This is a genomic window from Ruegeria sp. D3 (assembly GCF_056534465.1).
In genome coordinates this window covers 283309-305296 of the sequence record NZ_JBQFPK010000002.1, presented here as the reverse complement: position 1 = coordinate 305296, position 21988 = coordinate 283309, and the positions used below count along the sequence as shown (strand labels likewise).

Below are 21988 nucleotides of genomic sequence, written 5' to 3'. Positions count from 1 at the left end.
GTTTAACCGAAGCTATCCATCCAACAAGACCCTGAAAGGCGTGGAAATGGCAAAAAACGACACGGTGCCCATTTCCTTGTGGGATATTCCGCTGGCTTTGGTCTTGTTGACGCGCTTGCCCGTCCCCAAACTGCCTTCGCAAGTATTTGCGCGACAGGCCAGCGCTGCATGGGCCTTTCCTCTCGTCGGAGCTATTCTTGGCGCTTTGGCCTGCTGTGTCGGTTGGGCTGCGATGTCGATCGGGCTGAACGCCACGGCCAGCGCCCTTTTGGTGGTAACCTCACTAATTCTGTCCACTGGCGCCATGCACGAGGATGGCCTGGCAGATACAGTTGACGGGTTTTGGGGCGGCTTCACCTCCGAACGTCGGCTGGAGATCATGAAAGACAGCCACATTGGCACGTATGGCGTTTTGGCGTTGATCCTGTCACTTTTCTTACGCGTCACCTTGATCGAGACGCTGATCGCGGCCCAGTATTTCTCGGCAATTTTGGCCGCAACTGTCTGGTCGCGCGCGATGATGCCCCCTGTTATGGCCAGCTTACCGAATGCACGAGGGTCGGGGCTGAGCCAATCGGTTGGCGCCCCAAAGATATCTATTGTCGCAGGCGGCGTCGGATTGGCGTTCGGGATTTGCGCAGTTCTGATCGGGATTTCCGCTTTAGCGGCCGTTCTGTTGAGCGCGCTGGCAGTTTTGGCTCTGGCAATGGTCGCAAGGTCCAAGATCGGCGGTCAGACAGGCGACGTACTGGGCGCGACTCAGCAAATCTCTGAAATCGCTATGCTGCTGACATTGGTTACTTTGCTTTAGGACGAGCCACCTGTCTCAATCCGCAGCACCTCGCCGCAGTGTTTGCAATGAACTGCATCGGGGTCGTGACGGAATAGGCCGCAACTCGGGCATTTGTAGCGCACCTTCTGCGGCATGAAAATTGCCTGCGCGAGACGCACAAATAGCGCAACACCTACCACCATAATGAAAACTGAAAAGAGTTTACCACCCGGAGTGGCCAATGTGATGTCCCCGAAACCAGTGGTGGTCAGCGTCGCCATCGTAAAATATAGCGCGTCGATATAGGCTGTCTGGCTGTTCTCAGGGATGAAGAATACCAAAACAGCTGTCGAGGTCACGAACACAAAAACCAAAAGGTTGATGGCCGCGATCACCGCATCTTCATGTGTGCGGAAAAACGAGCTGTCGCGGCGCAGGTCTCGCAGCAAGTGATACGAATGAATCAAGCGCAACGCCCTGAGAATACGCAAAAACGCCAGATTACCAGTGATCAGGGGGTCAAGCATCAAAGACAGAATGACTACCACATCCGCCAGTGTGTAAACCTTGAGGAAAAGCTGCCAGGGTTTCTTTGCGATCCACAGACGGGCAGAAAAATCCAACAGGATCAAAAAGCCCACGATCATGCTGGCGGCTGAAATTCCGGGACCATGAGGAATATGCGCCGTGGCAATAAAGAAAACGATAGTTCCGGCGTCGAACAGGATCAGACAATATCGGAACCAGACCGACACCGGATCGTGGCCGATATACAGATACCTGAGAGTTTTCTTTATCCTTGCCATCTATCCGCCTCTACCAAAACGGAAATTAGCGGATTTTCCTCAGTTCACCAAGCCCGTCAAACGGAAAAGACCGCCTGTGATACAGGCGGCCCATCGAAATTTGTAGCCGGTGGATTAGGCGGCGCGCGATGTCAGGACTTCGTCCACCTGTTTGGCCGCAGACACCTCGCCTGCCCCTGAAACGGCGGCAACTTCACGGGTCAGACGCTCAAGCGCAGCCTCGTACAGCTGACGTTCGGAATAGCTTTGTTCGCGCTGATCATCGGTGCGGTGCAGATCGCGGACAACTTCGGCGATCGAGATCAGGTCGCCTGAGTTGATTTTCTGCTCATATTCCTGCGCCCGACGCGACCACATTGCGCGCTTGACCTTGGCCTTACCCTTCAAGGTTTTCATCGCCTGACTGATAACGTCCGGTGAACTCAGCGACCGAAGACCAGATTCTGTTGCCTTGTTGGTCGGAACGCGCAAGGTCATCTTGTCTTTTTCAAAAGAAATCACGAACAGCTCGAGCGAATATCCCGCGACTTCCTGCTCCTCGATCGAGATGATCTGTCCTACGCCATGGGCTGGGTAGACAACATAATCGTTCGGGCGGAACTCAAGCTTTTTCGACTTAGACATACAGGTTCATCCTTGGTTAAATGAGCTGGACAACAGACAACAATACGCCCCAACCCGCGCACTCTGGCCCGGTCAGGCGGTTTGTTTGTCTAAAAATCAAAACTCCAAAGCGTACATACTTACGGAGTCATCCCCAGCTCAGTCATCATTCAGCTACTAAGTATATCACAAAAATGCGACACACGAAAGCAGCGTGGATAGTCAAAGCACTAAATTTGACTAAAAACAGAATCTTAAGAGGATTTCTTGCTCTTAAACTAAAGAGTTTAGGCGGCGAATCGCTTAACCGCCTTCACCCGGTGCTTCCGAGAAATACTTCTCCATTTTACCCTCTTCACCGTCGCGTTCTTCAGCTTCGGGCAGCGGGTCTTTTTTGGTAATGATAACCGGCCACATTTCCGAGTATTTCCGGTTGAACTCGACCCATTGGTCCATGCCCGGCTCGGTGTCGGGGCGGATGGCGTCGGCGGGGCATTCGGGTTCGCAAACGCCACAGTCAATGCACTCGTCCGGATGAATGACCAGCGTGTTTTCACCTTCATAGAAACAATCCACCGGGCACACTTCGACACAGTCGGTGTATTTGCAGCCAATGCAGTTTTCAGTGACAACGTAGGTCATGTTCGGATTCCCGTTTGCGCTTTGGACGTCTAGCTAAATCAGTATGGCGTCGGCTTCAAGATAGGATCAGCTATCGAGATTGCGAGAAAGATCAAGCGCGCGCCGATCTTTCTTGGTTGGACGACCTTTTCCTTCAAAGCTTGGATTTTGCGGCGGCTTGTACTGCTTTTCGGTCAAATCCGTATATAGCGTTTGTGCCTCGGGGGCCGGGCCGCGGCGTTCACCCAGTTTTTCCACCCGCACAACACGCACAATGCGGCCCTGCGGAAAGGTCAGAACGTCTCCGGGGCTGATAGCTATCGCCGGTTTCAGCACCCGGTTGCCGTTCAAGCGCACATGGCCGCCGCTGACCTGTTTGGCCGACAGGCTGCGGGTCTTGAAGAACCGCGCCTGCCATAGCCATTTGTCGATCCGCAGCTTGGCCTCGGACATGCGCGTTTAGTTGCTGTCCTTCAGCCCCATCAACGCAGCGGCGAAGGGGTTGTCGGGGTCAATGGCTTTCTCTTTCTTGGGCGGACGGGCCGAGAAGGATTTCGCGCCTTGCGGCTTGCCACCCTTTTTGCCCTGCGGGCGGCGGTTGTCCTGAGGTTTGCCACGCGGCTTGCCCTTGCCCTGCCCCTGTTCGCGGCGCGGGCCACGATTTTGCTGACGCTGACGGCCCCACGTGAAGGTGTAGAACACCTCAACCTCGGGCTCATCACTTGCGGGTTCTGCGACCGGAGCCTCGGCTGCCGCCTCGGTACTTTCGGTGGCCTCGGCTGCCGCCTCGGCGGGTGCGGCGGCCTCATCTGTCGCACCTGCGTCTGCCGGGGTTTCCTCAGTCACAGGTTGCTCGGACGCTTCTGCCGCAGGTTGTTCAGCAGGAGCGGCTTTGACCTTTTCACGCTCGCCACGCTCGGCCTTGTAACCCAAGCCTTGCATCAGGTCGGCGAATTGTTCCAGAGTCATACCGGTGATCGAGAGCATGTCGGGCTTGGCTTCGAACCCACCACGACTGTCCTCGGAGCGCAGCATGTCGGCCAGACGTTCCAGCATGTCGATGCGGATCGAACGCTCACCGGCATCGCGGTAACCGCACATTGTGTCATAGCCCCGCGGCGCGTCCTTGGCGACGGGCACCGTGACCAGACCCGGAGGTGGCGCTTCGGGAAATTCCTGCAAACCACCCGCAAGCGCCCACAGAACAAGACGAAGGCGCGTCGGCGCAGGTTTCAGCAGCAGCGGCATGAAGATGGTGAACTGCCCGAACCGGATGCCGTGCTTGCGCAGCGCGCCGCGGGCGTCCTGATCCAGATCCTTCACGTCTTGCGCGACCTGCGCGCGAGGCAGAATGCCCAATGCCTCGACCATGCGGAAGGCAAACCCCTTGGCCAGACCGCTCAGCTCCTCGTCCCGTGACAAGTTCAGCAGCGGTTCAAACAGCGCAGCCACCTTGCGGTCGATGAAGTGCTGCAAGCGGCGCTGCACTTTTTGTTCGACGTCGGGGCCTGCGGCTTCATCCACGAAGACCTCGACCATGGGCTTGAGCGGTTCTGCCCCGGCTACCAGCTTGCCGACGGCATATTCGCCCCACATAAGGCCACCTTGTTCGGTGAAATCAATTTCGGTATCGGGCGCGTTGTAGAAGCGATCGGCGCGCAGATGGAATTGCGGCGCGAGGGCCTGCAAGGACGCCGATTTCAAAGCTTTCGCCTCGGTCCCCTGCGCAGCCTTGTCCGGGCTAAACCGGAACCCTTCCAAACGACCGACGAATTCGCCTTCGACGGTCACTTCACCCTTGTCATTTACTTCGGCCAAAAGGGCCTCCTTCTGTTTGAGCCGCCGCAGCAAAACGGATGTGCGCCGGTCCACAAATCGTTGGGTCAGACGGTCATGTAATGCATCTGACAGCCTGTCTTCTACAGTGCGCGTTTCCTCACGCCAATGGGATTCGTCACGCACCCATCCGTTTCGTTGCGCAACATATGTCCAGGTGCGAATATATGCTAGCCGTTTGGAGAGCGCATCAATATCTCCGTCCGTCCGATCAATCCGGCGGATTTGCCGCGCCATAAAGTCATCGGGGATCGACTGGCGTTCGTGCAGATGCCCGTAGATCACCTCGAGCAGGCTGGCATGTTCCGAATGGCTGATGCCGCGAAAATCGGGGATTCGGCACACATCCCACAGCAAGCGCACGGATTGAGGATCGCTGGCGCGGGCCATGACCTCGGTCACTTGTGACAGCGATTTCAGCACGTTCAGATCGTCGGCGGGCCGTGCTTTGAGCAGGTTTTCGTTGTCGGGACTGACTTCTAGCGAGTCGATCAGCGCCTCGATGGATCCGAACCGCAAGGCAGCATTCCGCCAGTTCAGCTTTTTCATCGGCGTGAAGCGGCTGTCCATGATCGCTTGTGCTGTGCCTTCGTCCAACGGCGGGGCCTCGCCCGTGACGCCAAACGTGCCATCCGACATCCCACGCCCGGCCCGGCCCGCGATCTGGGCCAGTTCGTTTGGGGCCAAGGGCCGCATCCGCCGACCGTCAAACTTGGTCAGCGAAGAAAACGCCACGTGATTCACGTCCAGATTCAAGCCCATACCGATGGCGTCGGTGGCGACCAGATAATCCACCTCGCCATTCTGATAGAGATCCACCTGCGCATTCCGCGTGCGCGGGCTGAGTGCCCCCATGACCACGGCCGCCCCGCCCTTTTGACGACGCAGCAGTTCCGCGATGGCATAGACGTTATCAACCGAGAACCCGACGATGGCGCTGCGTGGAGGCATCCGGCTGATCTTTTTCGACCCGGCATAGACCAGTTGAGACATCCGTTCGCGCCGCACAAACTGTGCCTCGGGCACCAGCGCTGATATGGGACCACGCATGGTGTCCGAGCCTAGAAACAGCGTCTCGCTTGTACCGCGAGACCGCAGCAGACGGTCGGTGAAAACATGGCCGCGCTCGGGGTCGGTACACAGCTGGATTTCGTCGATTGCCACGAAATCGGCACCCATGCCTTCGGGCATCGCCTCGACCGTGCAGACCCAGTATTGGGTGCGCGGCGGCACGATCCGTTCTTCGCCCGTAACAAGCGCCACGACGGACGGCCCGCGAATGGCGACGATCTTGTCATAAACCTCGCGCGCCAGCAGACGCAGCGGCAGGCCGATAACACCTGTCCGGTGGCCCAGCATCCGCTCGATCGCGTAATGAGTTTTGCCTGTATTGGTTGGGCCCAGTACGGCCACGATTCGGGATGACCCGCTCACTCTTGCCCCCTGCCCCTTAGAGGGACGAGCCCTCGACCTGAGGCTTCAGTCGATTCACCGCATTGGTTACTTCTTCATGATGGGGATGTATAGCCAATGCACGCTCGTAGACAGCCAGCGCTTTGTCCGGTTGGCCAATAATCTCAAAGATCAGGCCAAGACCGTAGATCGCTTCGTAATGGTTCGGGTTAAGTGTCAGCGCATATTCCAGATCAGCGGCTGCCAAGCCAAACCGTTCAACCCCAAAAAATGCCGACGCGCGTACGTGCCACCCTTCTGCAAAGTCAGGCGCATGATCGGTCAGCGCCGTCAGATGTTCGATAGCCGCCTTTGTATCACCGTCATCCAGCGCCTCACGTCCCCGTTCCAGCAACAGATCAGCCGAGGCTGAACCCGATAACGACCACAGAGACTTGAGTTGACGATCAATGCCAATCGCTTGATCGGGTGTTGATTGCGCCAGTTGCTGCAATAGCTCGGCTTCATCCCGTGAATCTGCCTGCTGTGCAAGACAAGGGATGGAAAACGTGACTAGCAGCGCGGTTGCCGCGACGATACCTTTGAGATTGGTGCTTGCAATGCTCATAACAACGGTCAGTGTAGCGTAGCGCAGGAGGATGTCCATTCCCTGTGCTCAAATCAAAGTGAGGAGAACCATGAGCGACACTCTGGAAAAAGCCGCAGCGGCGCTGAACGAAAAACTGGCCGACAGCGGCTTTGGCGCATCCGCCAAGTTTGCCATTGAAGGTGTGGGTTCGATTGTTCTGGACGGCAGCGGCGCGCGTGTCAGCGACGAAGATGCTGACGTCACCATGAACGCTGATGTCGACACGTTCGAACAAATCCTTAGCGGTGAGCTGAACCCGACCGGTGCTTTCATGTCCGGCAAGCTGACCGTCGATGGTGACATGGGTGTCGCCATGCAACTGGCATCGGCACTGGCCTGATGGAAATGTCGTCGGCCCCTTTGTTCGAAGACGTGGCCGGCGCACCCGCCGGTGGACAGGCCCATTGGCTGACGACCTCTGACGGGGTTCGCATCCGAGTGGCTCATTGGCTGCCACAGGGTGATGCGGTCGGGACTGTGTTCATGTTTCCCGGCCGTACCGAATATATCGAAAAATACGGAAATGCCGCGACCGAGTTCGTCGGGCGTGGATTTGCGTTTCTGGCAATCGACTGGCGTGGTCAGGGGCTAGCCGATCGCCCTCTGGACGACCCGCGTGTCGGACATGTCGATACGATACCGGATTATCAGATGGATGCTCAGGCCGCTTTTGCGCTGGCCACAGAGCTGGACCTACCCAAACCGTGGCACGTCATCGGTCACTCGATGGGCGGTGCCATTGGCCTGCGGGCTGTACTTGAAACTGACAAGTTTGCCACCTGCGCCTTCACGGGACCGATGTGGGGGATTTTCTTCACGCCGCTGATGAAACCGCTGAGCCGTTTGACCGCCTATTGGGGCCCTCGGTTCGGGCTGGGTGAGAAAACCCCGCCCACGACATCTTTGGAAAGCTACGTCCTGTCGCAACCGTTTGAAGGCAACGTGCTGACACGCGATCCGGCGATGTACCAGATGATGAAGGATCAGCTGAACGCCCACCCCGAGTTGACGCTTGGCGCACCCTCGACAATCTGGCTGCGCGAGGCGCTGGACGAATGCGCCTGGTTGATGGAGCAGACCGCCCCCACCATTCCGTGCCTGACTTTCCTTGGAACCCATGAACAGATCGTCGACCGCAAGGCGATCCGCGCCCGTATGGCCAACTGGCCCAGCGGCACGCTGGTGGAAATCCCCGACGGCGAACACGAGGTTTTGATGGAAGCGCCTGAGGTCCGCGGCCCCGTTTTCGACCAGTTGGCGGCGCATTTCATGGCTGCCGAACGTGAACCTGCCCTGTCTGACTAACACCCCGCTTGTGATCCCTGCCCGGCACGCCTAGATGTTGGCGAAAGCTGTTATTTCGAGGTGATCCATGCGCGACCTTCCCTTTCCCTTCCGTGACGCAAACGCAGTCGGCGGGTCCGACAATCTTGGCAACCTACCGGAATGGGACCTGACGGATCTGTACAGGTCGGAAGAGGCGCCGGAACTGTCGCGCGATCTGGACTGGCTGGAAGGCGAATGTGCGTCCTTTGCCGCAGACTACGAGGGCAAGCTGGCCGATCTGGATGCCGATGGCCTTCTGCAATGCGTCCTACTTAACGAAAAGATCAACGCCATTGCCGGGCGGATCATGTCCTTCGCCGGTCTGCGGTACTACCAGCTGACCACCGATGCGGACCGCGCCAAGTTCCTGTCGGATATGCAGGAAAAGATTACCATCTTCACAACGCCGCTGGTGTTCTTCACGCTTGAGATCAATCGTATCGACGATGACGCGCTGAAAGCCCGGTTCGACGCCAACGCGGATCTGGGCCGGTACGAACCCGTCTTCCGCCGCATCCGCGCGATGAAGCCCTATCAACTGTCTGATGAGTTGGAGAAATTCCTGCACGATCTGGGTGTTGTCGGCGATGCATGGGAACGTCTGTTTGACGAAACCATCGCCGGCCTGACCTTTGACATCGAAGGCGAAGAGCTGAACATCGAAGGCACCCTGAACCTACTGACCGAGCAGGACCGGAGCAAACGCGAAACCGCTGCTCGGGAATTGGCGCGGGTGTTTCAGGACAACGTCAAAACCTTTGCCCGTGTTCACAACACACAGGCCAAAGAGAAAGAAATCGTAGACCGCTGGCGCAATATGCCAACCGCTCAAACCGGTCGCCACCTGTCAAACGACGTGGAACCCGAAGTGGTTGAGGCTCTGCGCGAAGCCGTCGTCGCCGCCTATCCTAAACTGAGTCACCGCTACTACGAGCTCAAGCGCAAATGGCTGGGGCTGGACGTGATGCAGGTCTGGGACCGCAACGCGCCCTTGCCGATGGAAGACACACGCATCGTCGGTTGGGACGAGGCCGAAAAGACCGTAATGGATGCCTATAACGCGTTTGACCCGCGCATGGGCGATATCGCCGCCCCCTTCTTCAGCAAAGGCTGGATTGATGCCGCGGTGAAGCCGGGCAAGGCACCGGGTGCATTTGCCCACCCGACCGTCACCGACGTGCACCCCTACGTGATGCTCAACTATCTGGGCAAACCGCGCGACGTGATGACCCTGGCGCACGAGCTGGGTCATGGTGTCCACCAAGTACTGGCCGCCGGTCAGGGCGAGATGCTGTCCTCTACCCCGCTGACACTGGCCGAAACGGCCTCGGTCTTTGGTGAAATGTTGACCTTCCGCAAGATGCTGGATCAGGCCGAAACCCCCGAACAGCGCAAAGTGCTATTGGCGGGCAAGGTCGAGGACATGATCAACACGGTCGTCCGCCAGATTGCGTTCTATGATTTCGAATGCAAACTCCACGCCGCCCGCCGCGAAGGTGAGTTAACGCCCGACGACATCAACTCCCTGTGGATGAGCGTTCAGGCCGAAAGCCTTGGCCCCGCGTTCGAATTCATGGACGGGTACGAGACCTTCTGGGCCTATATCCCACACTTCGTCCACTCACCCTTCTACGTCTACGCCTACGCGTTTGGCGACGGCTTGGTGAACGCTCTCTATTCCGTCTACGCAAGCGGGTCCGATGGGTTCGAGGACAAGTATTTTGACATGCTGCGCGCCGGTGGTTCGATGCATCACAAGGAACTGCTGGCCCCGTTCGGGTTGGACGCGAGCGATCCCAAGTTCTGGGATAAGGGCCTGTCTATGATCTCGGGCTTTATTGACGAATTGGAAGCGATGGAGGGCTGATCATTTCTGGTTTTTGGTGGTCAGAAACACGGCCAGCACGATCAGCACACCCCCAAGGGCCGCAATCGGCGTGATTGCGGCCCCCAGAAACAGCGCCGAATTGACAAAAGTGAACACGACCGAGGCCGCAAACATCAAGGTTGCGGTCAAGGTCGAAACCCGCGCAGCAGCCTCGTACCACAAGTAATAGGCGCAGGCGGTCGGCAACACGCCCAGCAGGATCAGGAACACGACGTCATTCACCGTTGGAACCTGCATCGAAAACGCGGCAAGCGGCAGCAGAAGAACCCCAGAACACAAGAAGATGCCGAACAGGAAGTTCAGCCGCTCTCCGGTCGATTTCGAATTGCGCATAGCCCGACTGCTTGAGATCAGGAAGACCGCCCAGCTTAGTCCGGCACCGATTTCAAGAAGATCCCCGAATAGGGGCTCTCCACCTCCTTGAAAGTCCCGGAAAACGGTCAGAAAAACGCCCAGAATTGCCAAAACTGTGGCCAGAACATCGGTTCGCGTGACCGGTGTATCCGCAAAGAAATAAAGGAAAACCAGCACGAAAAAGGGCGCTGTGTTCTCCAAAACCATCGCATTGGCCGCGCCGGTATGTTCAAGCCCGATGTGGAACAGGATATAGTTCACAACGGTCGACAATACGGCCAGACGGAAATTCCAGTCACTCAACCGGATCGAGACGGAAACCCGCATCAGACGCAACATGCAATAAATCGCCAACGCCGCGATGAACAGGCGCGAGACCGCGATTTGCAACCCGCCCAGATCGCTGGTCAGATAGCGCACGATGACGCTATGGGTACCCCACAAGAACGCAGCCAGGAACCCAAGAACCAATCCATTCTGCAACAGGGGCTGTTTTGGCATGGGCACAGTCATGGACTATTTCAACTGACTGTCCTTGGACCCGCGCCGATTGATCCCGGACCGCGCTTTAAACGCACCGTCCCTATCCTGCTGGCAATCCAGACAGAGTTTCACCCCCGGCAAGGCAAGTCTGCGTTTCTCGGGGATCGGCTCTTCGCATTCTGCGCAATGGGTCAGGCTTTCGCCCTGAGGGCGCTTTTGCGCCTGCATCCGGGCCAGTTCGTCGGATATCGACGCCTCGATCTGTTCACTCACCGCGCCGTCACGCGCCCAGCCGCCAGCCATTGGTCGCCTCCTGTTTGGGTGGCAACCAGATTAAGTCACGGGGCCCATGTGTGGCAAGTCAGAGCGGCACTGCACCTTCGAACACGCGGTCAATCACCTCTTGCGTCCCTCGTGAAAACTCAAGCGCGCAAGGATAATCCGCCCCTTCACGCACTGAACGACAGAATGCCTCGACCTGCAGTTTATAGTGATCGTCGCCGGGGAACCGTGTGACCTGAACCTCAAGCCCCGGACGATGCAGTTCGACGCGTGCTTCGCCAAAGACTCGCGCGTTGAACGGTGCCGTCAGGCGAATAACGCCGCCCTCGCCGTGAAAGACCATCTCTTGATGGGGATGCATACGGATCGAAACGTAACTGGAATATGTAAAATCAGGGAATTGAGCACGAATTTCGGTGAAGGCATCAATACCGTTCTCCCACCGGATTGCAGATTGCACCGACACCGGTTCCTGCCCGGTAGCGAACCGTGCGCTGCCAATCACATAGACGCCGATGTCGCGCAGCCCTCCGCCACCGGTTTCCGCACGATTGCGGATGTTTTCGGTTTCCGCACGATTGTCAAAACTGAACGCCCCCGTCACATGCACGAGCTTACCAATAGCGCCATCTGCGATCAGCTTGCGCGCGAACTGCCACTGTGGATGATGCACGATCATATAAGCCTCGGCCGCCAGCAACCCGGTTTCATCCCGTTTAGCGATCAAGGCGTCAAACTCATGTGCCTGCATGGTCATCGGTTTTTCGCACAACACATGTTTGCCAGCGTCCAGCGCCTTCAAAGACCAATCTACATGCATGTGGTTCGGCAATGGAATATAAACCGCCTCGATCTGCGGATCAGCCAGCATCGCATCATAACTGTCGTAAACGGTCAGGTCCGGGCAAAACGCCTGAAAAGGTTCGGCCTTTTCCGGGCTGGACGTCGCCAATCCGGCAAACCGCGCCCCGTCCGCTGCATGAATGGCCGGTGCCATGAACCGACGCGCAAAATTCGCGGCGCCCAGTACACCCCATTGAACAGGTTTTTGCATTGATCCCTCCCACATTCTCGCAACGTCGTTATCGCTAACGGCAAAATCTCTGCTGTTCTAGCAATGTCTGGACGCGAAGTCAGGCTTTTATCTGCTTCAAACGAACGTAAGCTGACATCGCATACTGAAAGGAACCGGTAATGCGCAGATTTCTTAAATGGGTCGGCGGGCTGACAGGAGCAGCAATGGCCGCTGGATTGTTGATTTTCTTTGTTTTTTTGCCGCCCTATATCGAAGGAAAACGCAACAACGTCATCGACCACGCTCCGTACCCAGTGACAGATGAAGCCGCCGCGTTACACGAAACTTTGATCGTGGGCGACCTGCACGCTGACCCCCTGCTATGGAGTCGCGACCTGACCGAACGCGGTACGCGAGGACAGGTGGACATCCCCCGACTGATCGAAGGAAACGTTGCCCTGCAGGTCTTCACCGCGGTCACGAAATCCCCTGCTGGTCAGAACTATGAGGCCAACTCGGCCGATGCGTTCGACAATATCACCCTCCTGGCGATCGGGCAGCTTTGGCCGCTTCGAACCTGGGACAGCCTCATGCAGCGCGCAGTCTATCAGGCTGAAAAGCTGCATCAGTTCGAGGCAACCTCGGGTGGAAAACTGAAAGTTGTCAAATCCCGCAGTGATCTGGAGGACGTGCTGGCCGCACGTGCGAGCGGCCAAGCCGTCGTTGGTGGTATCCTGGGTATCGAAGGGGCCCACGCGCTTGAGGGGGATCTGACCAATCTGGATGCCCTGTTTGACGCCGGTCATCGGGTGTTTGGCCTTCAGCACTTCTTTGACAATGAATTGGGCGCATCTTTGCACGGACAGGCGAACACCGGACTGACGGAATTCGGTCGCGACGTCGTTGCCCAATTGGCCGAAATGCCCGTCGTCATCGACCTCGCCCATTCCAGCCCTCTGGTCGCACGGGATGTGATCGCGATGACGGACGTTCCACTGATAGTCAGCCATGGCGGGCTACACGGCTTCTGCGCCGTCAAACGGAACTTTCCCGATGATCTGATGCAAGAGATCGCGGCCACCGGAGGCGTGATCGGCATGGGATACTGGGCCGACGTAACCTGCGGAGATATCGCCCTTGCAGGCGTGGCCAAGATGATAAAGGCGGCAGTCGATACTGTTGGGGAAGATCACGTCTCGCTTGGGTCGGATTACGACGGGTCGGTCGAGACCGCGTTTGACACGTCTGAACTTGCGGCGCTGACCTCGGGCCTGTTGAGCGAAGGTCTGACCGAGGCGCAAATCCGCAAGGTGATGGGCGAGAACATGGTTCGCGTGTTTCGCCAGCAGTTGGCCCAATAAAAAAGCCCGCCGAGGCAGGCGGGCTTTTAATCACACCGGCCTGATTACATCTGGCCCAGCATTCCCTTCTCACGCGCGAGATCGCGCATTTTCTTCTGCAGTTTTTCGAACGCTCGTACCTCGATCTGGCGAATGCGTTCGCGGCTGACGTTATACTGCGTGCTCAGTTCTTCCAGCGTCACAGGCTGATCCATCAGGCGGCGCTGGGTCAGAATGTCCTTCTCGCGGTCGTTCAGAACCTCCAGCGCGGCCGCCAGCAGTTCACGCCGAGCGTCCAGCTCGTCGCGCGCCTCATAGTCGCTTGCCTGATCAGCGTCTTCATCCTCAAGCCAGTCCTGCCACTGCATGGTGCCTTCGCCTTCGGAACCGACGGTAGCGTTCAGCGAGGCATCGCCACCGGACATCCGGCGGTTCATGCTGATGACTTCCTCTTCAGTCACACCAAGATCATTGGCGATCTGAGCGACATTCTCGGGGCGCAAGTCACCCTCTTCCAACGCGCCGATACGCGCCTTGGCCTTGCGCAGGTTGAAAAACAGCTTTTTCTGCGCCGAGGTCGTGCCAAGTTTCACCAGTGACCACGACCGCAGGATGTATTCCTGAATCGAAGCGCGAATCCACCACATCGCATAGGTCGCCAGACGGAAACCTTTTTCCGGGTCGAACCGTTTGACGGCCTGCATCAGGCCGACATTGGCCTCGGAAATCACCTCGGCCTGCGGCAGACCATAGCCGCGATAGCCCATGGCAATCTTGGCCGCCAGACGCAAATGCGACGTGACCATTTTATGAGCCGATTCAGTATCTTGCTCTTCAACCCAGCGCTTGGCGAGCATGTACTCTTCTTCTGGCTCAAGCAGGGGAAACTTACGAATTTCCTGCATATAGCGGTTAAGTCCGCCTTCCGGCGTCGGCGCGGGGAGATTTGCGTAATTTGCCATAATTCATGTCCCTCCGACAAATGTTTAAGTTGTTAACATAGGATATGGGAGGTCATCCCCATCCGTTCAAGAGGTACCGTTAACAGTTTGGGATTAACGATTGATAAAGGAAAGATAAGAACGTGTTACTCACAAGTGTTTGCGCATTATGACAACGGCTTCCGCAGCTGTTCAATCAGATTTTCCATATCGGCGGGCAGATCCGCTTCAAACCGCAGGTTTTCGCCCGAAACCGGGTGTTCGAAACCCAGAACAGCGGCGTGCAGTGCTTGACGTGGGAATGCACGAACAAGCTCTGCGGTTTCCGCGCTGAACGCCTTAGCGGCCAGTTTTCGCTTACCGCCATAGACCGGATCGCCAACCAGACCGTGGCCCGCATGGGCCATGTGCACGCGAATCTGGTGCGTACGACCCGTTTCCAACCAGCACTCAATCAACGCCAAACCCGCCGGAGCGCCAAAAGTTTCAACCAGCCGCGCCCGCGTCACCGCATGGCGGCCTCCGTGGAACAGAACGGCCTGTTTCTGACGGTCGGTTTTGTGTCGCGCCAGTTGCGTGGTCAGACGCATGACATTTCCGGGCTCGAAACTCACGCCCTTTACGCCACGCAAGCGCGGGTCGTTTGCGTCGGGTACACCGTAACACACCGCACGATAATAACGCTCGACGCTGTGGGCTTCGAACTGGGTCGCCAACCCATGATGTGCAGCATCCGATTTAGCAACAACCAGCAAGCCGCTGGTTTCCTTATCTATCCGGTGTACGATCCCCGGGCGTTTTACCCCCCCGACACCGGACAAGTCATCGCCACAATGATGCAGCAGCGCGTTTACCAAAGTTCCGCTGGGCGATCCCGGGGCCGGATGCACCACCATGCCTGCGGGCTTGTTCACAACAATCAAATCGGCGTCTTCGTAAACGACGTCCAGCGGGATATCCTCGGGGCCGATATGGCTGTCTTCGGCTTCGGCAACTGTGATCACCACAACTGCCTCGGCGGACACCTTGGCCTTGGGGTCGCGCACCTCGGACCCGTTGATCAGGACAGCGCCCTCTTCGATCAATTTGCCCAAACGGGTGCGAGACAGGTTTTCCTCGGGTGGAACATCACGCGAAAGCGCCTTATCAAGACGAGGCGGCGGATCGTCCGCGATGTAAAATTCAATCTGGCGAGTGCCCATGACTGTCCCTTCCGAACCTCAAGAACCGCTGGAAACGCCGCAGATTCGACTGCTGCGGCGGATGGTCATGTTGCTGACCGCGGTGATGATTGGCGGCGTTCTAGTGACATTCGCACTGATTGTCATCCGGCTAACGGACAGAACCCCCACCCTTCCTGACGAGATCGCCTTGCCCGATGGTGCCAAGGCCCAAGCTTTGACAATCGGCAGCAACTGGTACGCCGTCGTTACAAATGACAACCGCATTCTGATTTTTGACAAGACGACCGGACGCCAGCGTCAGGAAATTAAGCTAGATTAGGTCGCGATCAGCTCTCCAGCGCCATTCGAAAGACGATTTCGGACGCTTTGCTGAACGCCTGATATTCCTGCGGAGTGTCCCGGCGGAACTCAAGCTCACTCGCGTTAAGCTGTTTCGGTGCGAACACCTGCGACACATCAGGAAAGAACTCCTGCTGAAACGCAACATCCTGCTTTTCCATATGGGTATCCAACCATTCCCGTTCGTCCGGCTCCAGAACGTCGTGACGGCGCACCATAACGGGGTCTTCGGATATCAATCGTCTGAGCTGGCGACTTTTCTTGCGCCCCAGCGCCCGCGTGACGACCCCAAAGGCTTCGCTGGCGGCGCGCGATTGCGACGGGTTGGATGGTGACCCTGTAACATATCCTTCTGGCAATGGCGTTCCGATCCGCGACAGAAAATCGTCCACGACATGGCCATTGGTCATCTGTTCGCGCTCATACACCGAGGGAACAATCGTCACGCCCGGAAACGCCTTTCGGATTTGCTCAACCCGCGACGTGAAGCTAAAGGCTGCAGGGTCCGCTTCAATTTGGGACAATTGGGAACGGATGTAATCAGTACCGACAATGGGTAAGCGTCCGTTCTTGGCGCGTTGTTTGTAATCGGCTTCGAAAAAATCCGAGTACCGGCGGCAGTAAAATGCAATTCGCAGGTCGCGCGCCGGAATTTCAGCAAATACCTGCGCCAGCTTTTCGAAATCGCAGGAATAGAACATCTCCGATGACACGACACAGGTTTGCCCTGAATGCGCATCAAATTCCGAGGTCATCCCAGCCCGGAAAGGATCCATTGGCTGATCGCTTTGATTCATGTGGAACGCGATGATGTTATGGCTGATCGCAAGTCGAGGATTACCGTCCAGCCTGCGTCGGCCGGTTTCCATGTAACGCAAGCCGATCTGATCAAGAACGGGCTGGTTGCCGCGCAAGAAACCCTGCAGCGCTGTTGTTCCGGTTTTGGGCATACCCAAATGCAGCCACAGCATCATATGTCTCCGACGTCAGGATACAACTGCATCATGAGGCGGTATTCTCGGCCGAGACAGACGTCATTTGCTGCATCAACTCTTGCATTTCAGGCTGCTCGCGTAGCTGCGCGATCTGCTGCCTGTGGAGATCACAAGACATGTGGTGCAATCGCGCGATTTCCGGGTCAGCCAGCATCTCGTAATACAGCGCGCGCTTACGCTCCAGAACAGCGTCAATGGATGTGCAGGTCGTCGCGTTCTGGTTCATCATGTTCCAATATTCCAGACCCAGACTCTCGCCCAAGTGGTGCGCCCGCCCGCGCATCTTTTTGACCAGATAACTTTCACAGGATTTAAGGGCATAATGGTTGAGTTGAACATATTCATACCCAACAGACGCGCGTGTCGAACGCCAGCTTTTGTCATAGTAATGCTCGGGCATTTTCTGGCCAGAACCGTTGTACCAGTGACACTCTTCCATCGTTTCGACGGTCGCGCGTTTCGGCCGGTGGACGCCCAGCGCGTCCCATAGCCCGCGCTGGAACATCGTCTTGAAGCCCCATGCCTGTGGCGGGCGAATAATCCTTTCGGGCGCGGCTTTGCGGAACTGGTCGGACAGGAACCGATCCTCATATCGGACAATTCCCGCATTTCCGAACAACCGCCACGTCATCGAAATCGTTTTGGCATCCGGAATAGCCTGTGTCAGCGCACGCAGAGTGTTGTCGCCCGTCTTGATGTTGATATGTTCATCCGCGTCGATCACGATCACCCAGTCCTGCGGGCGTGCAATCTCCATCTTAAGAAACGCGTTATAAGCGCGCTTTTGCGGGCTTGTCCGGCGACGAGAGTTGTTGTCGACATGGGTCACCACACCCATCTCATCAAGCCTCTGTAACAAAGCATCTGTACCGTCGGTGCAATCATTGGTCATCACGACGATCTGATCAACGCCAATCGCCCGATTATGCGCCACCCATTCCAGCACGAAGGGCCCCTCGTTTTTCATTGGGGTGATGCTGATAAACCGTGATTCTTCGTCGCTCATTCCTGGGTGCCCCAATCGCCCTGTCGATACCTTGTTCTGGCTGAACATATCATTTTTGATCTTTCAAACTTCCTACGTTCAATTCCGAGTGTAACCAAGCAAAATCAAGATGCTCCTCCTCCTGCGCGCTGCAGTTGGTTGGAAAAGCGTTGATATGTCGGACACAAGTCTTTCGCAGCCCGCAAATAAAGCCGGGCCGCTTTCCTTTCGCCCCTTTGCAGAAGAATGCGCCCGGCTTCGCCCTGAATAGCTGCCGTGTTCTTGTCCATGTCTGCGGCTTGAATAATCTGCTTGTGCCCCTGTTCTGTTGCACCAATCCGTTGAAGGCAGCGCCCCATCGCAAAGACAAGAAATGGGTTACCTGGATCACAAGCTAATGCATCTGCCATCGCAAGACGCGCGTTGGTCGCGTCTCCTTCGGCTTCAAAGAGCCCGGCCAGTCGTTTGTGATACAAAGGGTTCTCGGGCGCTTCGGCAACAACGCGACGCATCAAGTCGACCGCTTTGGTTGCGGTGATTTCCCCTGTATGCACGCTCAGCACGGTTTGAAAGCTCTGCACTCGGACATCTGTGTTCGGAAAATCCGTCATGCGGGCAAGACCATCCACAAGGCGCTGCAACCGCGGTGTGCTGCTGAACAATCTGCGGGCTTTCTGGTCCAGCGACAAATCCCACCAGTCCATAAGCAGGAAATCGAAGTTACATGGCAGCCGTACGAGGACTTTTCGTTGTGCAACGTGAGCGTTGAAGTTGAACCATGGCCTGCGAATAACCTTCTGCAACTCCCAATCGGTCGGAGGGAACAGCCGAAGTGAAATGTGATCCCGGTACACCACCCTCGACCCAAACACCAAAACGTCGGGCCGGATCGGCTTTGCCCAAAATCCCTGGCTGAACGCTTGCGCCGCCTGCCAGCGCTTGCGTTTTTCGCCCAACGCAGCAGCCTTAAGAGCGCACAGAACGGCATGGTCTTCGGGCCACACATTAGGATCCTGCAAGACAGCGTCCACAAGTCCTAAAGCGGCATCCCATTGTCCTTGGTAGAACAGGTTCAGGGCCTGCAAAAGCGGTAGGAATGCGTTATCGGCGCCTGCGTGTAACAGCTTATCACCCAAGCTGGACGCCTCGTCGGTACGATCTTCGGCATTCAGGCGATTAAAGTGGAATAACACTTTGGAATAGATATGCGCCGCCTCAGACGGGTTCAAAAACTTATCCAAGGGGCCGTTCAATCGGGTGATCGCAGCCTCATAGGCTTCGGACATCTCGTCCTCGGTCAGGACGTCGCGAAACACTTTGCGCTGTCGCCCCGAAATGCGCGCGGCCGCCATTGAGAAGGCGCTGATAACGGGTGCAACCACCTGATCTGCGCGCGACATCGTGTAAAGCTCTAGAAAGTCGCGCTGTGCCCGTGTCATGCCCGAGACGTCCGCGATATCCGACATTTGCAACAGGTTCGGAAACCGCCTTTGAAACCGCGTGATCAGTTCTGGCTGGTCCGAGAACATGATCGCCGCACGACCAGCCGCTTTTTCAAGATGCGCCTCGTAGAACTCCTCAGGTTCGATCTTGGCAGGCCAGGTCGTGTGCTTCCACGGTAGGCCATTCAGGATATCACCACGCCGGATATGATAGGCTGAAACCCCCTGCCCCGATAACCGCTCATCTGCCCGATTCATGATCAAACGGAGTTCATCCGTGAAGCCAATCCGGTGAATGAAGTCACGATAGCGAGGGCGGATCGCTTCGATATCCTCCCACGGAAAGGCGAGCACCTCAAACCCTTCTTCCACAAGCACCGAGCGGCCTGCGTCGAGATGCGCGATCAACTTGTCCGGGGTTGCATCGCCTTGAAATGCCCAGATCGGTTTGGCGTCTTTGCTCAGCGCGTCAAAGTCGTCGGCGTTTGCAAAATGAACATCCATCCATTCTTGCGTGAACAGCTCGTGCGGGTAGTCCAACTCTGGCGCGTCCGCCCCCTGCGGGAACCAGTTGACACGGTAGTCGGTACCATAATCCTCGGCCAGGCGAATACAGGTCAGCATCATCAGTAAGCGCGCACCCATACGGTCGCGGCGCTGACCGATGAAGACACCACGCGCAGAGCTCATGATGCGTCGTCTGCCGCAGCCATTGCAGCCCGGCGAAGCCTGCGAAACCGCTGACGCGCTTGCCGAACCAACATGTCATGACGGTCGCCTGCCATACCCTCGATGCCCCGCATAAACATCGGTAGCCTGCGACGCGCGCGCATCATCTTGTAAAAAGCCGCAGGCTCTAACGATCCATCCATCGCCCCCAGCATAACAGGTTTCAGGATGTCCAGCTTACGCAACATCGGCGCGGCAAAATGGTTTGAAAACCACGTTTTTAATAGAAGAACATTGTCGCCCTGCAGCCGTTCGACCTGCCGTCGGTCAAGGTCAAAGAACGGATCATAGAAAACGTAGGCCCGACCTGCACTTACTACCGTTTGCGCAGCATCCCCCAGTGGCAAATCCCAATCCTGAACCTGACCAAACCGGTATCGGGTTTCCCAAGGCACAAGACGTTCATCCAACGTGGTCTGAGGATTGAAGGCAATAACCGTCGCACCGGGTACCAGTGCGGAAAAGGTCAGCGCCCCGAACCCGCCCATTGACGCCCCGGCAAATACAACCTTGTCGAACCTGCCAAAGAACCCCTCAGCCGCCTTACCCTGAAAATATGAGATGATTTCAGGATCGCGGTACCACGCCTTAGAGCGCGCAAAGACACCCATATGCGACCACCCTTCATCCCGGAAGAACTTCCAACCCCAGGGTTCGCGCGCAAAAGACAGGTCGTTGGCGTTAGCGATATTGTCAAAGCTGATCACCAGTTGTGACGCCGAGCGTTGGTGAAACAGGATCGAATGACGGTCGAGTTTCTGCATGAACCCCGTTCCGTCGCCACCCGGGTAAAGCTCGACAAACCACGGTGGCGGCGGATCTGTAAGGATCCGCTCATACCCCGTCTTACGCTCGGGATGCTCGGGTTGAAGCTGTTCTTTTGAAAGATCGTCCGCCATGGCTATCAGATCAGGTTCTCAGCCAGCCAGCCGCGAAACTCGACCCAGTCGGGGCGCAGCTTGATTTCCGCGATCTTGGCCCGATGCCAGTCGCAGGCCTGTTGGTGCAGCCTGTTCAATTCAGGATCCGCTTTCAGTTGTTCAAGAACCGGAGCAGCCTTGCGAGCGGCAGGCAGGATCGATTGGTCGACCTCTTTATTGGCATTCATGTCCGTCCAATAGGATTGCCCTTGGTCCACGCGGATATGGTTGGTTCTTCCCCGATCACGCTTGATCAGGAACCCGTCCAAAGACCGAACCGAATAATGGTGCAAACGCCCAAGCGAATGGTCAAACCCCCGCCAGGCCCGCCACCCCACCTTATCTGCTGGAAACAGTTTGCCGCCAGCATCCGACCACGCAATGTCGGCCGCCGCTTCGTCTTCGAACCCTTTTGGGCGGTGCGGCCCGAAACGCGTGAATTTTCCATTGTTTCGAAACAGGGTTTTCAAGCCATACGCCCGACCCGAATGGTACGGATAAGGCTGATCCGCCATCGAGAACGCCTCGGTCACCGGTTTATCTTCGAAACTGATATTCCCTGAACTGCCGAAAAGCTTCCAGGCAAACGAAATAGCATCGACGGGCTGACCAGCCCGGTCCTCAACCTCGGCGATCAAAGCTCCGAATCCATTATCACGGCATCTGATGTTCCAGAACTCGTCCACGTCGAGGCATAACAGCCAATCAGCCTCTTTGACTTTGGGTTGCCGCCGTGCACGTCGCAACATCTGATGCTGAGGGTTACCGCCTTCTTTCACCTCGTTGGGAACGTGTGTGGCAACGCCCATATCCTGAAGCCTGCGCGCGATGTCGTCCGTGCCATCTTCACAAGCGTTGGTGAAGATCACAAAGTGTTCCACCCCAAGGGATTTATGGAAGGCCACCCACTCTAACATATAGGGGCCTTCGTTTTTCATTGTCGTGAAGACGGTAATGGCCTGAGACATCTGCACCTTTCCCGAATGGTCTTGCCTCCGACTCATACACATCCCTAACCGCACGGGCGAGACAGGAAATAGAGGTTTGCACAGTCCGGTCCGAACTGGTGCATCTCTACATAAGATT

Annotated in this window: 22 protein-coding genes; 6 read left to right on the top strand and 16 right to left on the bottom strand. The window is 56.8% G+C overall.

Annotation, left to right across the window (positions count from 1 at the left end):
* The first annotated feature begins 46 nt into the window (after positions 1-46).
* Positions 47-811 carry an adenosylcobinamide-GDP ribazoletransferase gene (cobS, locus tag ACR0DX_RS03925; RefSeq protein ID WP_170352846.1) on the top strand — a complete coding sequence of 255 codons (765 nt, stop codon included), beginning with the start codon at positions 47-49 and terminating at the stop codon, positions 809-811.
* Here the strand turns inward: cobS and ACR0DX_RS03920 are convergent.
* The 6 genes from ACR0DX_RS03920 to ACR0DX_RS03895 all read right to left on the bottom strand — a co-directional run bounded on the left by ACR0DX_RS03920 (position 808) and on the right by ACR0DX_RS03895 (position 6697).
* Positions 808-1578 carry an ion channel gene (locus ACR0DX_RS03920; protein WP_170352845.1) on the bottom strand — a complete coding sequence of 257 codons (771 nt, stop codon included), beginning with the start codon at positions 1576-1578 and terminating at the stop codon, positions 808-810. The two genes, cobS and ACR0DX_RS03920, sit on opposite strands and share 4 nt — an antisense overlap.
* A 114-nt stretch (positions 1579-1692) precedes the next feature.
* Complete coding sequence (locus ACR0DX_RS03915) at positions 1693-2202, bottom strand: CarD family transcriptional regulator (RefSeq protein ID WP_170352844.1); 510 nt, start codon at positions 2200-2202, stop codon at positions 1693-1695.
* A 282-nt stretch (positions 2203-2484) separates the two neighbouring features.
* Positions 2485-2823: a ferredoxin FdxA gene (gene fdxA, locus ACR0DX_RS03910; RefSeq protein WP_170352843.1), complete on the bottom strand. Its 339-nt coding sequence runs from the start codon at positions 2821-2823 to the stop codon at positions 2485-2487.
* A gap of 66 nt (positions 2824-2889) precedes the next feature.
* Positions 2890-3255, bottom strand: coding sequence for an RNA-binding S4 domain-containing protein (locus ACR0DX_RS03905; protein ID WP_170352842.1), 366 nt, complete (start codon positions 3253-3255; stop codon positions 2890-2892).
* A 6-nt stretch (positions 3256-3261) separates the two neighbouring features.
* Positions 3262-6072, bottom strand: a complete 2811-nt coding sequence (locus tag ACR0DX_RS03900) for a helicase-related protein (RefSeq protein WP_170352841.1) — start codon at positions 6070-6072, stop codon at positions 3262-3264.
* A 16-nt stretch (positions 6073-6088) separates the two neighbouring features.
* Positions 6089-6697, bottom strand: a complete 609-nt coding sequence (locus tag ACR0DX_RS03895; protein ID WP_170352840.1) for a tetratricopeptide repeat protein — start codon at positions 6695-6697, stop codon at positions 6089-6091.
* A 31-nt stretch (positions 6698-6728) separates the two neighbouring features.
* Here ACR0DX_RS03895 and ACR0DX_RS03890 point away from each other — a divergent pair, with 31 nt between their 5' ends.
* The 3 genes from ACR0DX_RS03890 to ACR0DX_RS03880 all read left to right on the top strand — a co-directional run bounded on the left by ACR0DX_RS03890 (position 6729) and on the right by ACR0DX_RS03880 (position 9872).
* Positions 6729-7019 carry an SCP2 sterol-binding domain-containing protein gene (locus tag ACR0DX_RS03890; protein ID WP_170352839.1) on the top strand — a complete coding sequence of 97 codons (291 nt, stop codon included), beginning with the start codon at positions 6729-6731 and terminating at the stop codon, positions 7017-7019.
* Positions 7019-7984 (top strand): alpha/beta hydrolase, encoded by a 966-nt coding sequence (locus ACR0DX_RS03885; protein WP_170352838.1) that lies wholly within the window; start codon positions 7019-7021, stop codon positions 7982-7984. The genes ACR0DX_RS03890 and ACR0DX_RS03885 overlap by 1 nt, the downstream gene beginning before the upstream one ends.
* A gap of 67 nt (positions 7985-8051) precedes the next feature.
* Entirely contained in the window at positions 8052-9872 is a 1821-nt protein-coding gene (locus ACR0DX_RS03880; RefSeq protein WP_480845227.1) for a M3 family oligoendopeptidase, read from the top strand.
* Here the strand turns inward: ACR0DX_RS03880 and ACR0DX_RS03875 are convergent, their stop codons facing one another.
* Genes ACR0DX_RS03875 through ACR0DX_RS03865 form a run of 3 tightly spaced genes read right to left on the bottom strand, consistent with a single transcriptional unit; the run spans position 9873 to position 12066 of the window.
* On the bottom strand, positions 9873-10748 hold the full coding sequence (locus ACR0DX_RS03875; protein WP_170352836.1) for a DMT family transporter: 876 nt from the start codon (positions 10746-10748) through the stop codon (positions 9873-9875).
* Between the two features lie 15 nt (positions 10749-10763).
* Complete coding sequence (locus ACR0DX_RS03870; protein WP_170352835.1) at positions 10764-11033, bottom strand: DksA/TraR family C4-type zinc finger protein; 270 nt, start codon at positions 11031-11033, stop codon at positions 10764-10766.
* A 58-nt stretch (positions 11034-11091) separates the two neighbouring features.
* A complete protein-coding gene (locus tag ACR0DX_RS03865) occupies positions 11092-12066 on the bottom strand; it encodes a Gfo/Idh/MocA family protein (RefSeq protein WP_170352834.1) in 975 nt (324 codons plus the stop codon).
* Between the two features lie 140 nt (positions 12067-12206).
* Between ACR0DX_RS03865 and ACR0DX_RS03860 the strand changes: the two genes are divergently transcribed.
* Complete coding sequence (locus ACR0DX_RS03860; protein WP_480845223.1) at positions 12207-13388, top strand: dipeptidase; 1182 nt, start codon at positions 12207-12209, stop codon at positions 13386-13388.
* A 44-nt stretch (positions 13389-13432) separates the two neighbouring features.
* On the opposite strand, the gene rpoH is transcribed toward ACR0DX_RS03860, so the two are convergent.
* Entirely contained in the window at positions 13433-14329 is an 897-nt protein-coding gene (rpoH, locus tag ACR0DX_RS03855) for an RNA polymerase sigma factor RpoH (RefSeq protein WP_170352832.1), read from the bottom strand.
* 146 nt (positions 14330-14475) lie between these two features.
* On the bottom strand, positions 14476-15510 hold the full coding sequence (locus ACR0DX_RS03850; protein WP_170352831.1) for an RluA family pseudouridine synthase: 1035 nt from the start codon (positions 15508-15510) through the stop codon (positions 14476-14478).
* Here ACR0DX_RS03850 and ACR0DX_RS03845 point away from each other — a divergent pair.
* Entirely contained in the window at positions 15509-15811 is a 303-nt protein-coding gene (locus tag ACR0DX_RS03845) for a DUF6476 family protein (RefSeq protein ID WP_170352830.1), read from the top strand. The genes ACR0DX_RS03850 and ACR0DX_RS03845 overlap by 2 nt on opposite strands.
* Positions 15812-15818: 7 nt before the next feature.
* On the opposite strand, the gene ACR0DX_RS03840 is transcribed toward ACR0DX_RS03845, so the two are convergent.
* From ACR0DX_RS03840 to ACR0DX_RS03820, 5 genes are all read right to left on the bottom strand, one after another.
* A complete protein-coding gene (locus ACR0DX_RS03840) occupies positions 15819-16802 on the bottom strand; it encodes a hypothetical protein (RefSeq protein ID WP_170352829.1) in 984 nt (327 codons plus the stop codon).
* A 31-nt stretch (positions 16803-16833) separates the two neighbouring features.
* A complete protein-coding gene (locus ACR0DX_RS03835; protein WP_480845219.1) occupies positions 16834-17832 on the bottom strand; it encodes a glycosyltransferase family 2 protein in 999 nt (332 codons plus the stop codon).
* 104 nt (positions 17833-17936) lie between these two features.
* Entirely contained in the window at positions 17937-19943 is a 2007-nt protein-coding gene (locus ACR0DX_RS03830) for a tetratricopeptide repeat protein (RefSeq protein WP_170724183.1), read from the bottom strand.
* Positions 19940-20881 carry a hypothetical protein gene (locus ACR0DX_RS03825; RefSeq protein ID WP_170724186.1) on the bottom strand — a complete coding sequence of 314 codons (942 nt, stop codon included), beginning with the start codon at positions 20879-20881 and terminating at the stop codon, positions 19940-19942. Before ACR0DX_RS03825 ends, ACR0DX_RS03830 begins: the two co-directional genes overlap by 4 nt.
* 5 nt (positions 20882-20886) lie before the next feature.
* A complete protein-coding gene (locus ACR0DX_RS03820; protein ID WP_170724188.1) occupies positions 20887-21870 on the bottom strand; it encodes a glycosyltransferase family 2 protein in 984 nt (327 codons plus the stop codon).
* Between the last annotated feature and the right edge of the window lie 118 nt (positions 21871-21988).

What these genes read in the sequence shown, in the direction of transcription:
- ACR0DX_RS03885 (WP_170352838.1), top strand. Translation starts at nt 7,019, where the DNA reads ATGGAAATGTCGTCGGCCCCTTTGTTCGAAGACGTGGCCGGCGCACCC.
- ACR0DX_RS03860 (WP_480845223.1), top strand. Translation starts at nt 12,207, where the DNA reads ATGCGCAGATTTCTTAAATGGGTCGGCGGGCTGACAGGAGCAGCAATG.
- ACR0DX_RS03905 (WP_170352842.1), bottom strand. Translation starts at nt 3,255, where the DNA reads ATGTCCGAGGCCAAGCTGCGGATCGACAAATGGCTATGGCAGGCGCGG.
- ACR0DX_RS03865 (WP_170352834.1), bottom strand. Translation starts at nt 12,066, where the DNA reads ATGCAAAAACCTGTTCAATGGGGTGTACTGGGCGCCGCGAATTTTGCG.
- ACR0DX_RS03820 (WP_170724188.1), bottom strand. Translation starts at nt 21,870, where the DNA reads ATGTCTCAGGCCATTACCGTCTTCACGACAATGAAAAACGAAGGCCCC.
- cobS (WP_170352846.1), top strand. Translation starts at nt 47, where the DNA reads ATGGCAAAAAACGACACGGTGCCCATTTCCTTGTGGGATATTCCGCTG.
- ACR0DX_RS03920 (WP_170352845.1), bottom strand. Translation starts at nt 1,578, where the DNA reads ATGGCAAGGATAAAGAAAACTCTCAGGTATCTGTATATCGGCCACGAT.
- ACR0DX_RS03835 (WP_480845219.1), bottom strand. Translation starts at nt 17,832, where the DNA reads ATGAGCGACGAAGAATCACGGTTTATCAGCATCACCCCAATGAAAAAC.
- ACR0DX_RS03825 (WP_170724186.1), bottom strand. Translation starts at nt 20,881, where the DNA reads ATGGCGGACGATCTTTCAAAAGAACAGCTTCAACCCGAGCATCCCGAG.
- ACR0DX_RS03845 (WP_170352830.1), top strand. Translation starts at nt 15,509, where the DNA reads ATGACTGTCCCTTCCGAACCTCAAGAACCGCTGGAAACGCCGCAGATT.
- ACR0DX_RS03840 (WP_170352829.1), bottom strand. Translation starts at nt 16,802, where the DNA reads ATGCTGTGGCTGCATTTGGGTATGCCCAAAACCGGAACAACAGCGCTG.
- ACR0DX_RS03875 (WP_170352836.1), bottom strand. Translation starts at nt 10,748, where the DNA reads ATGCCAAAACAGCCCCTGTTGCAGAATGGATTGGTTCTTGGGTTCCTG.
- ACR0DX_RS03880 (WP_480845227.1), top strand. Translation starts at nt 8,052, where the DNA reads ATGCGCGACCTTCCCTTTCCCTTCCGTGACGCAAACGCAGTCGGCGGG.
- ACR0DX_RS03870 (WP_170352835.1), bottom strand. Translation starts at nt 11,033, where the DNA reads ATGGCTGGCGGCTGGGCGCGTGACGGCGCGGTGAGTGAACAGATCGAG.
- ACR0DX_RS03895 (WP_170352840.1), bottom strand. Translation starts at nt 6,697, where the DNA reads ATGGACATCCTCCTGCGCTACGCTACACTGACCGTTGTTATGAGCATT.
- rpoH (WP_170352832.1), bottom strand. Translation starts at nt 14,329, where the DNA reads ATGGCAAATTACGCAAATCTCCCCGCGCCGACGCCGGAAGGCGGACTT.
- ACR0DX_RS03850 (WP_170352831.1), bottom strand. Translation starts at nt 15,510, where the DNA reads ATGGGCACTCGCCAGATTGAATTTTACATCGCGGACGATCCGCCGCCT.
- ACR0DX_RS03890 (WP_170352839.1), top strand. Translation starts at nt 6,729, where the DNA reads ATGAGCGACACTCTGGAAAAAGCCGCAGCGGCGCTGAACGAAAAACTG.
- ACR0DX_RS03915 (WP_170352844.1), bottom strand. Translation starts at nt 2,202, where the DNA reads ATGTCTAAGTCGAAAAAGCTTGAGTTCCGCCCGAACGATTATGTTGTC.
- ACR0DX_RS03830 (WP_170724183.1), bottom strand. Translation starts at nt 19,943, where the DNA reads ATGAGCTCTGCGCGTGGTGTCTTCATCGGTCAGCGCCGCGACCGTATG.
- fdxA (WP_170352843.1), bottom strand. Translation starts at nt 2,823, where the DNA reads ATGACCTACGTTGTCACTGAAAACTGCATTGGCTGCAAATACACCGAC.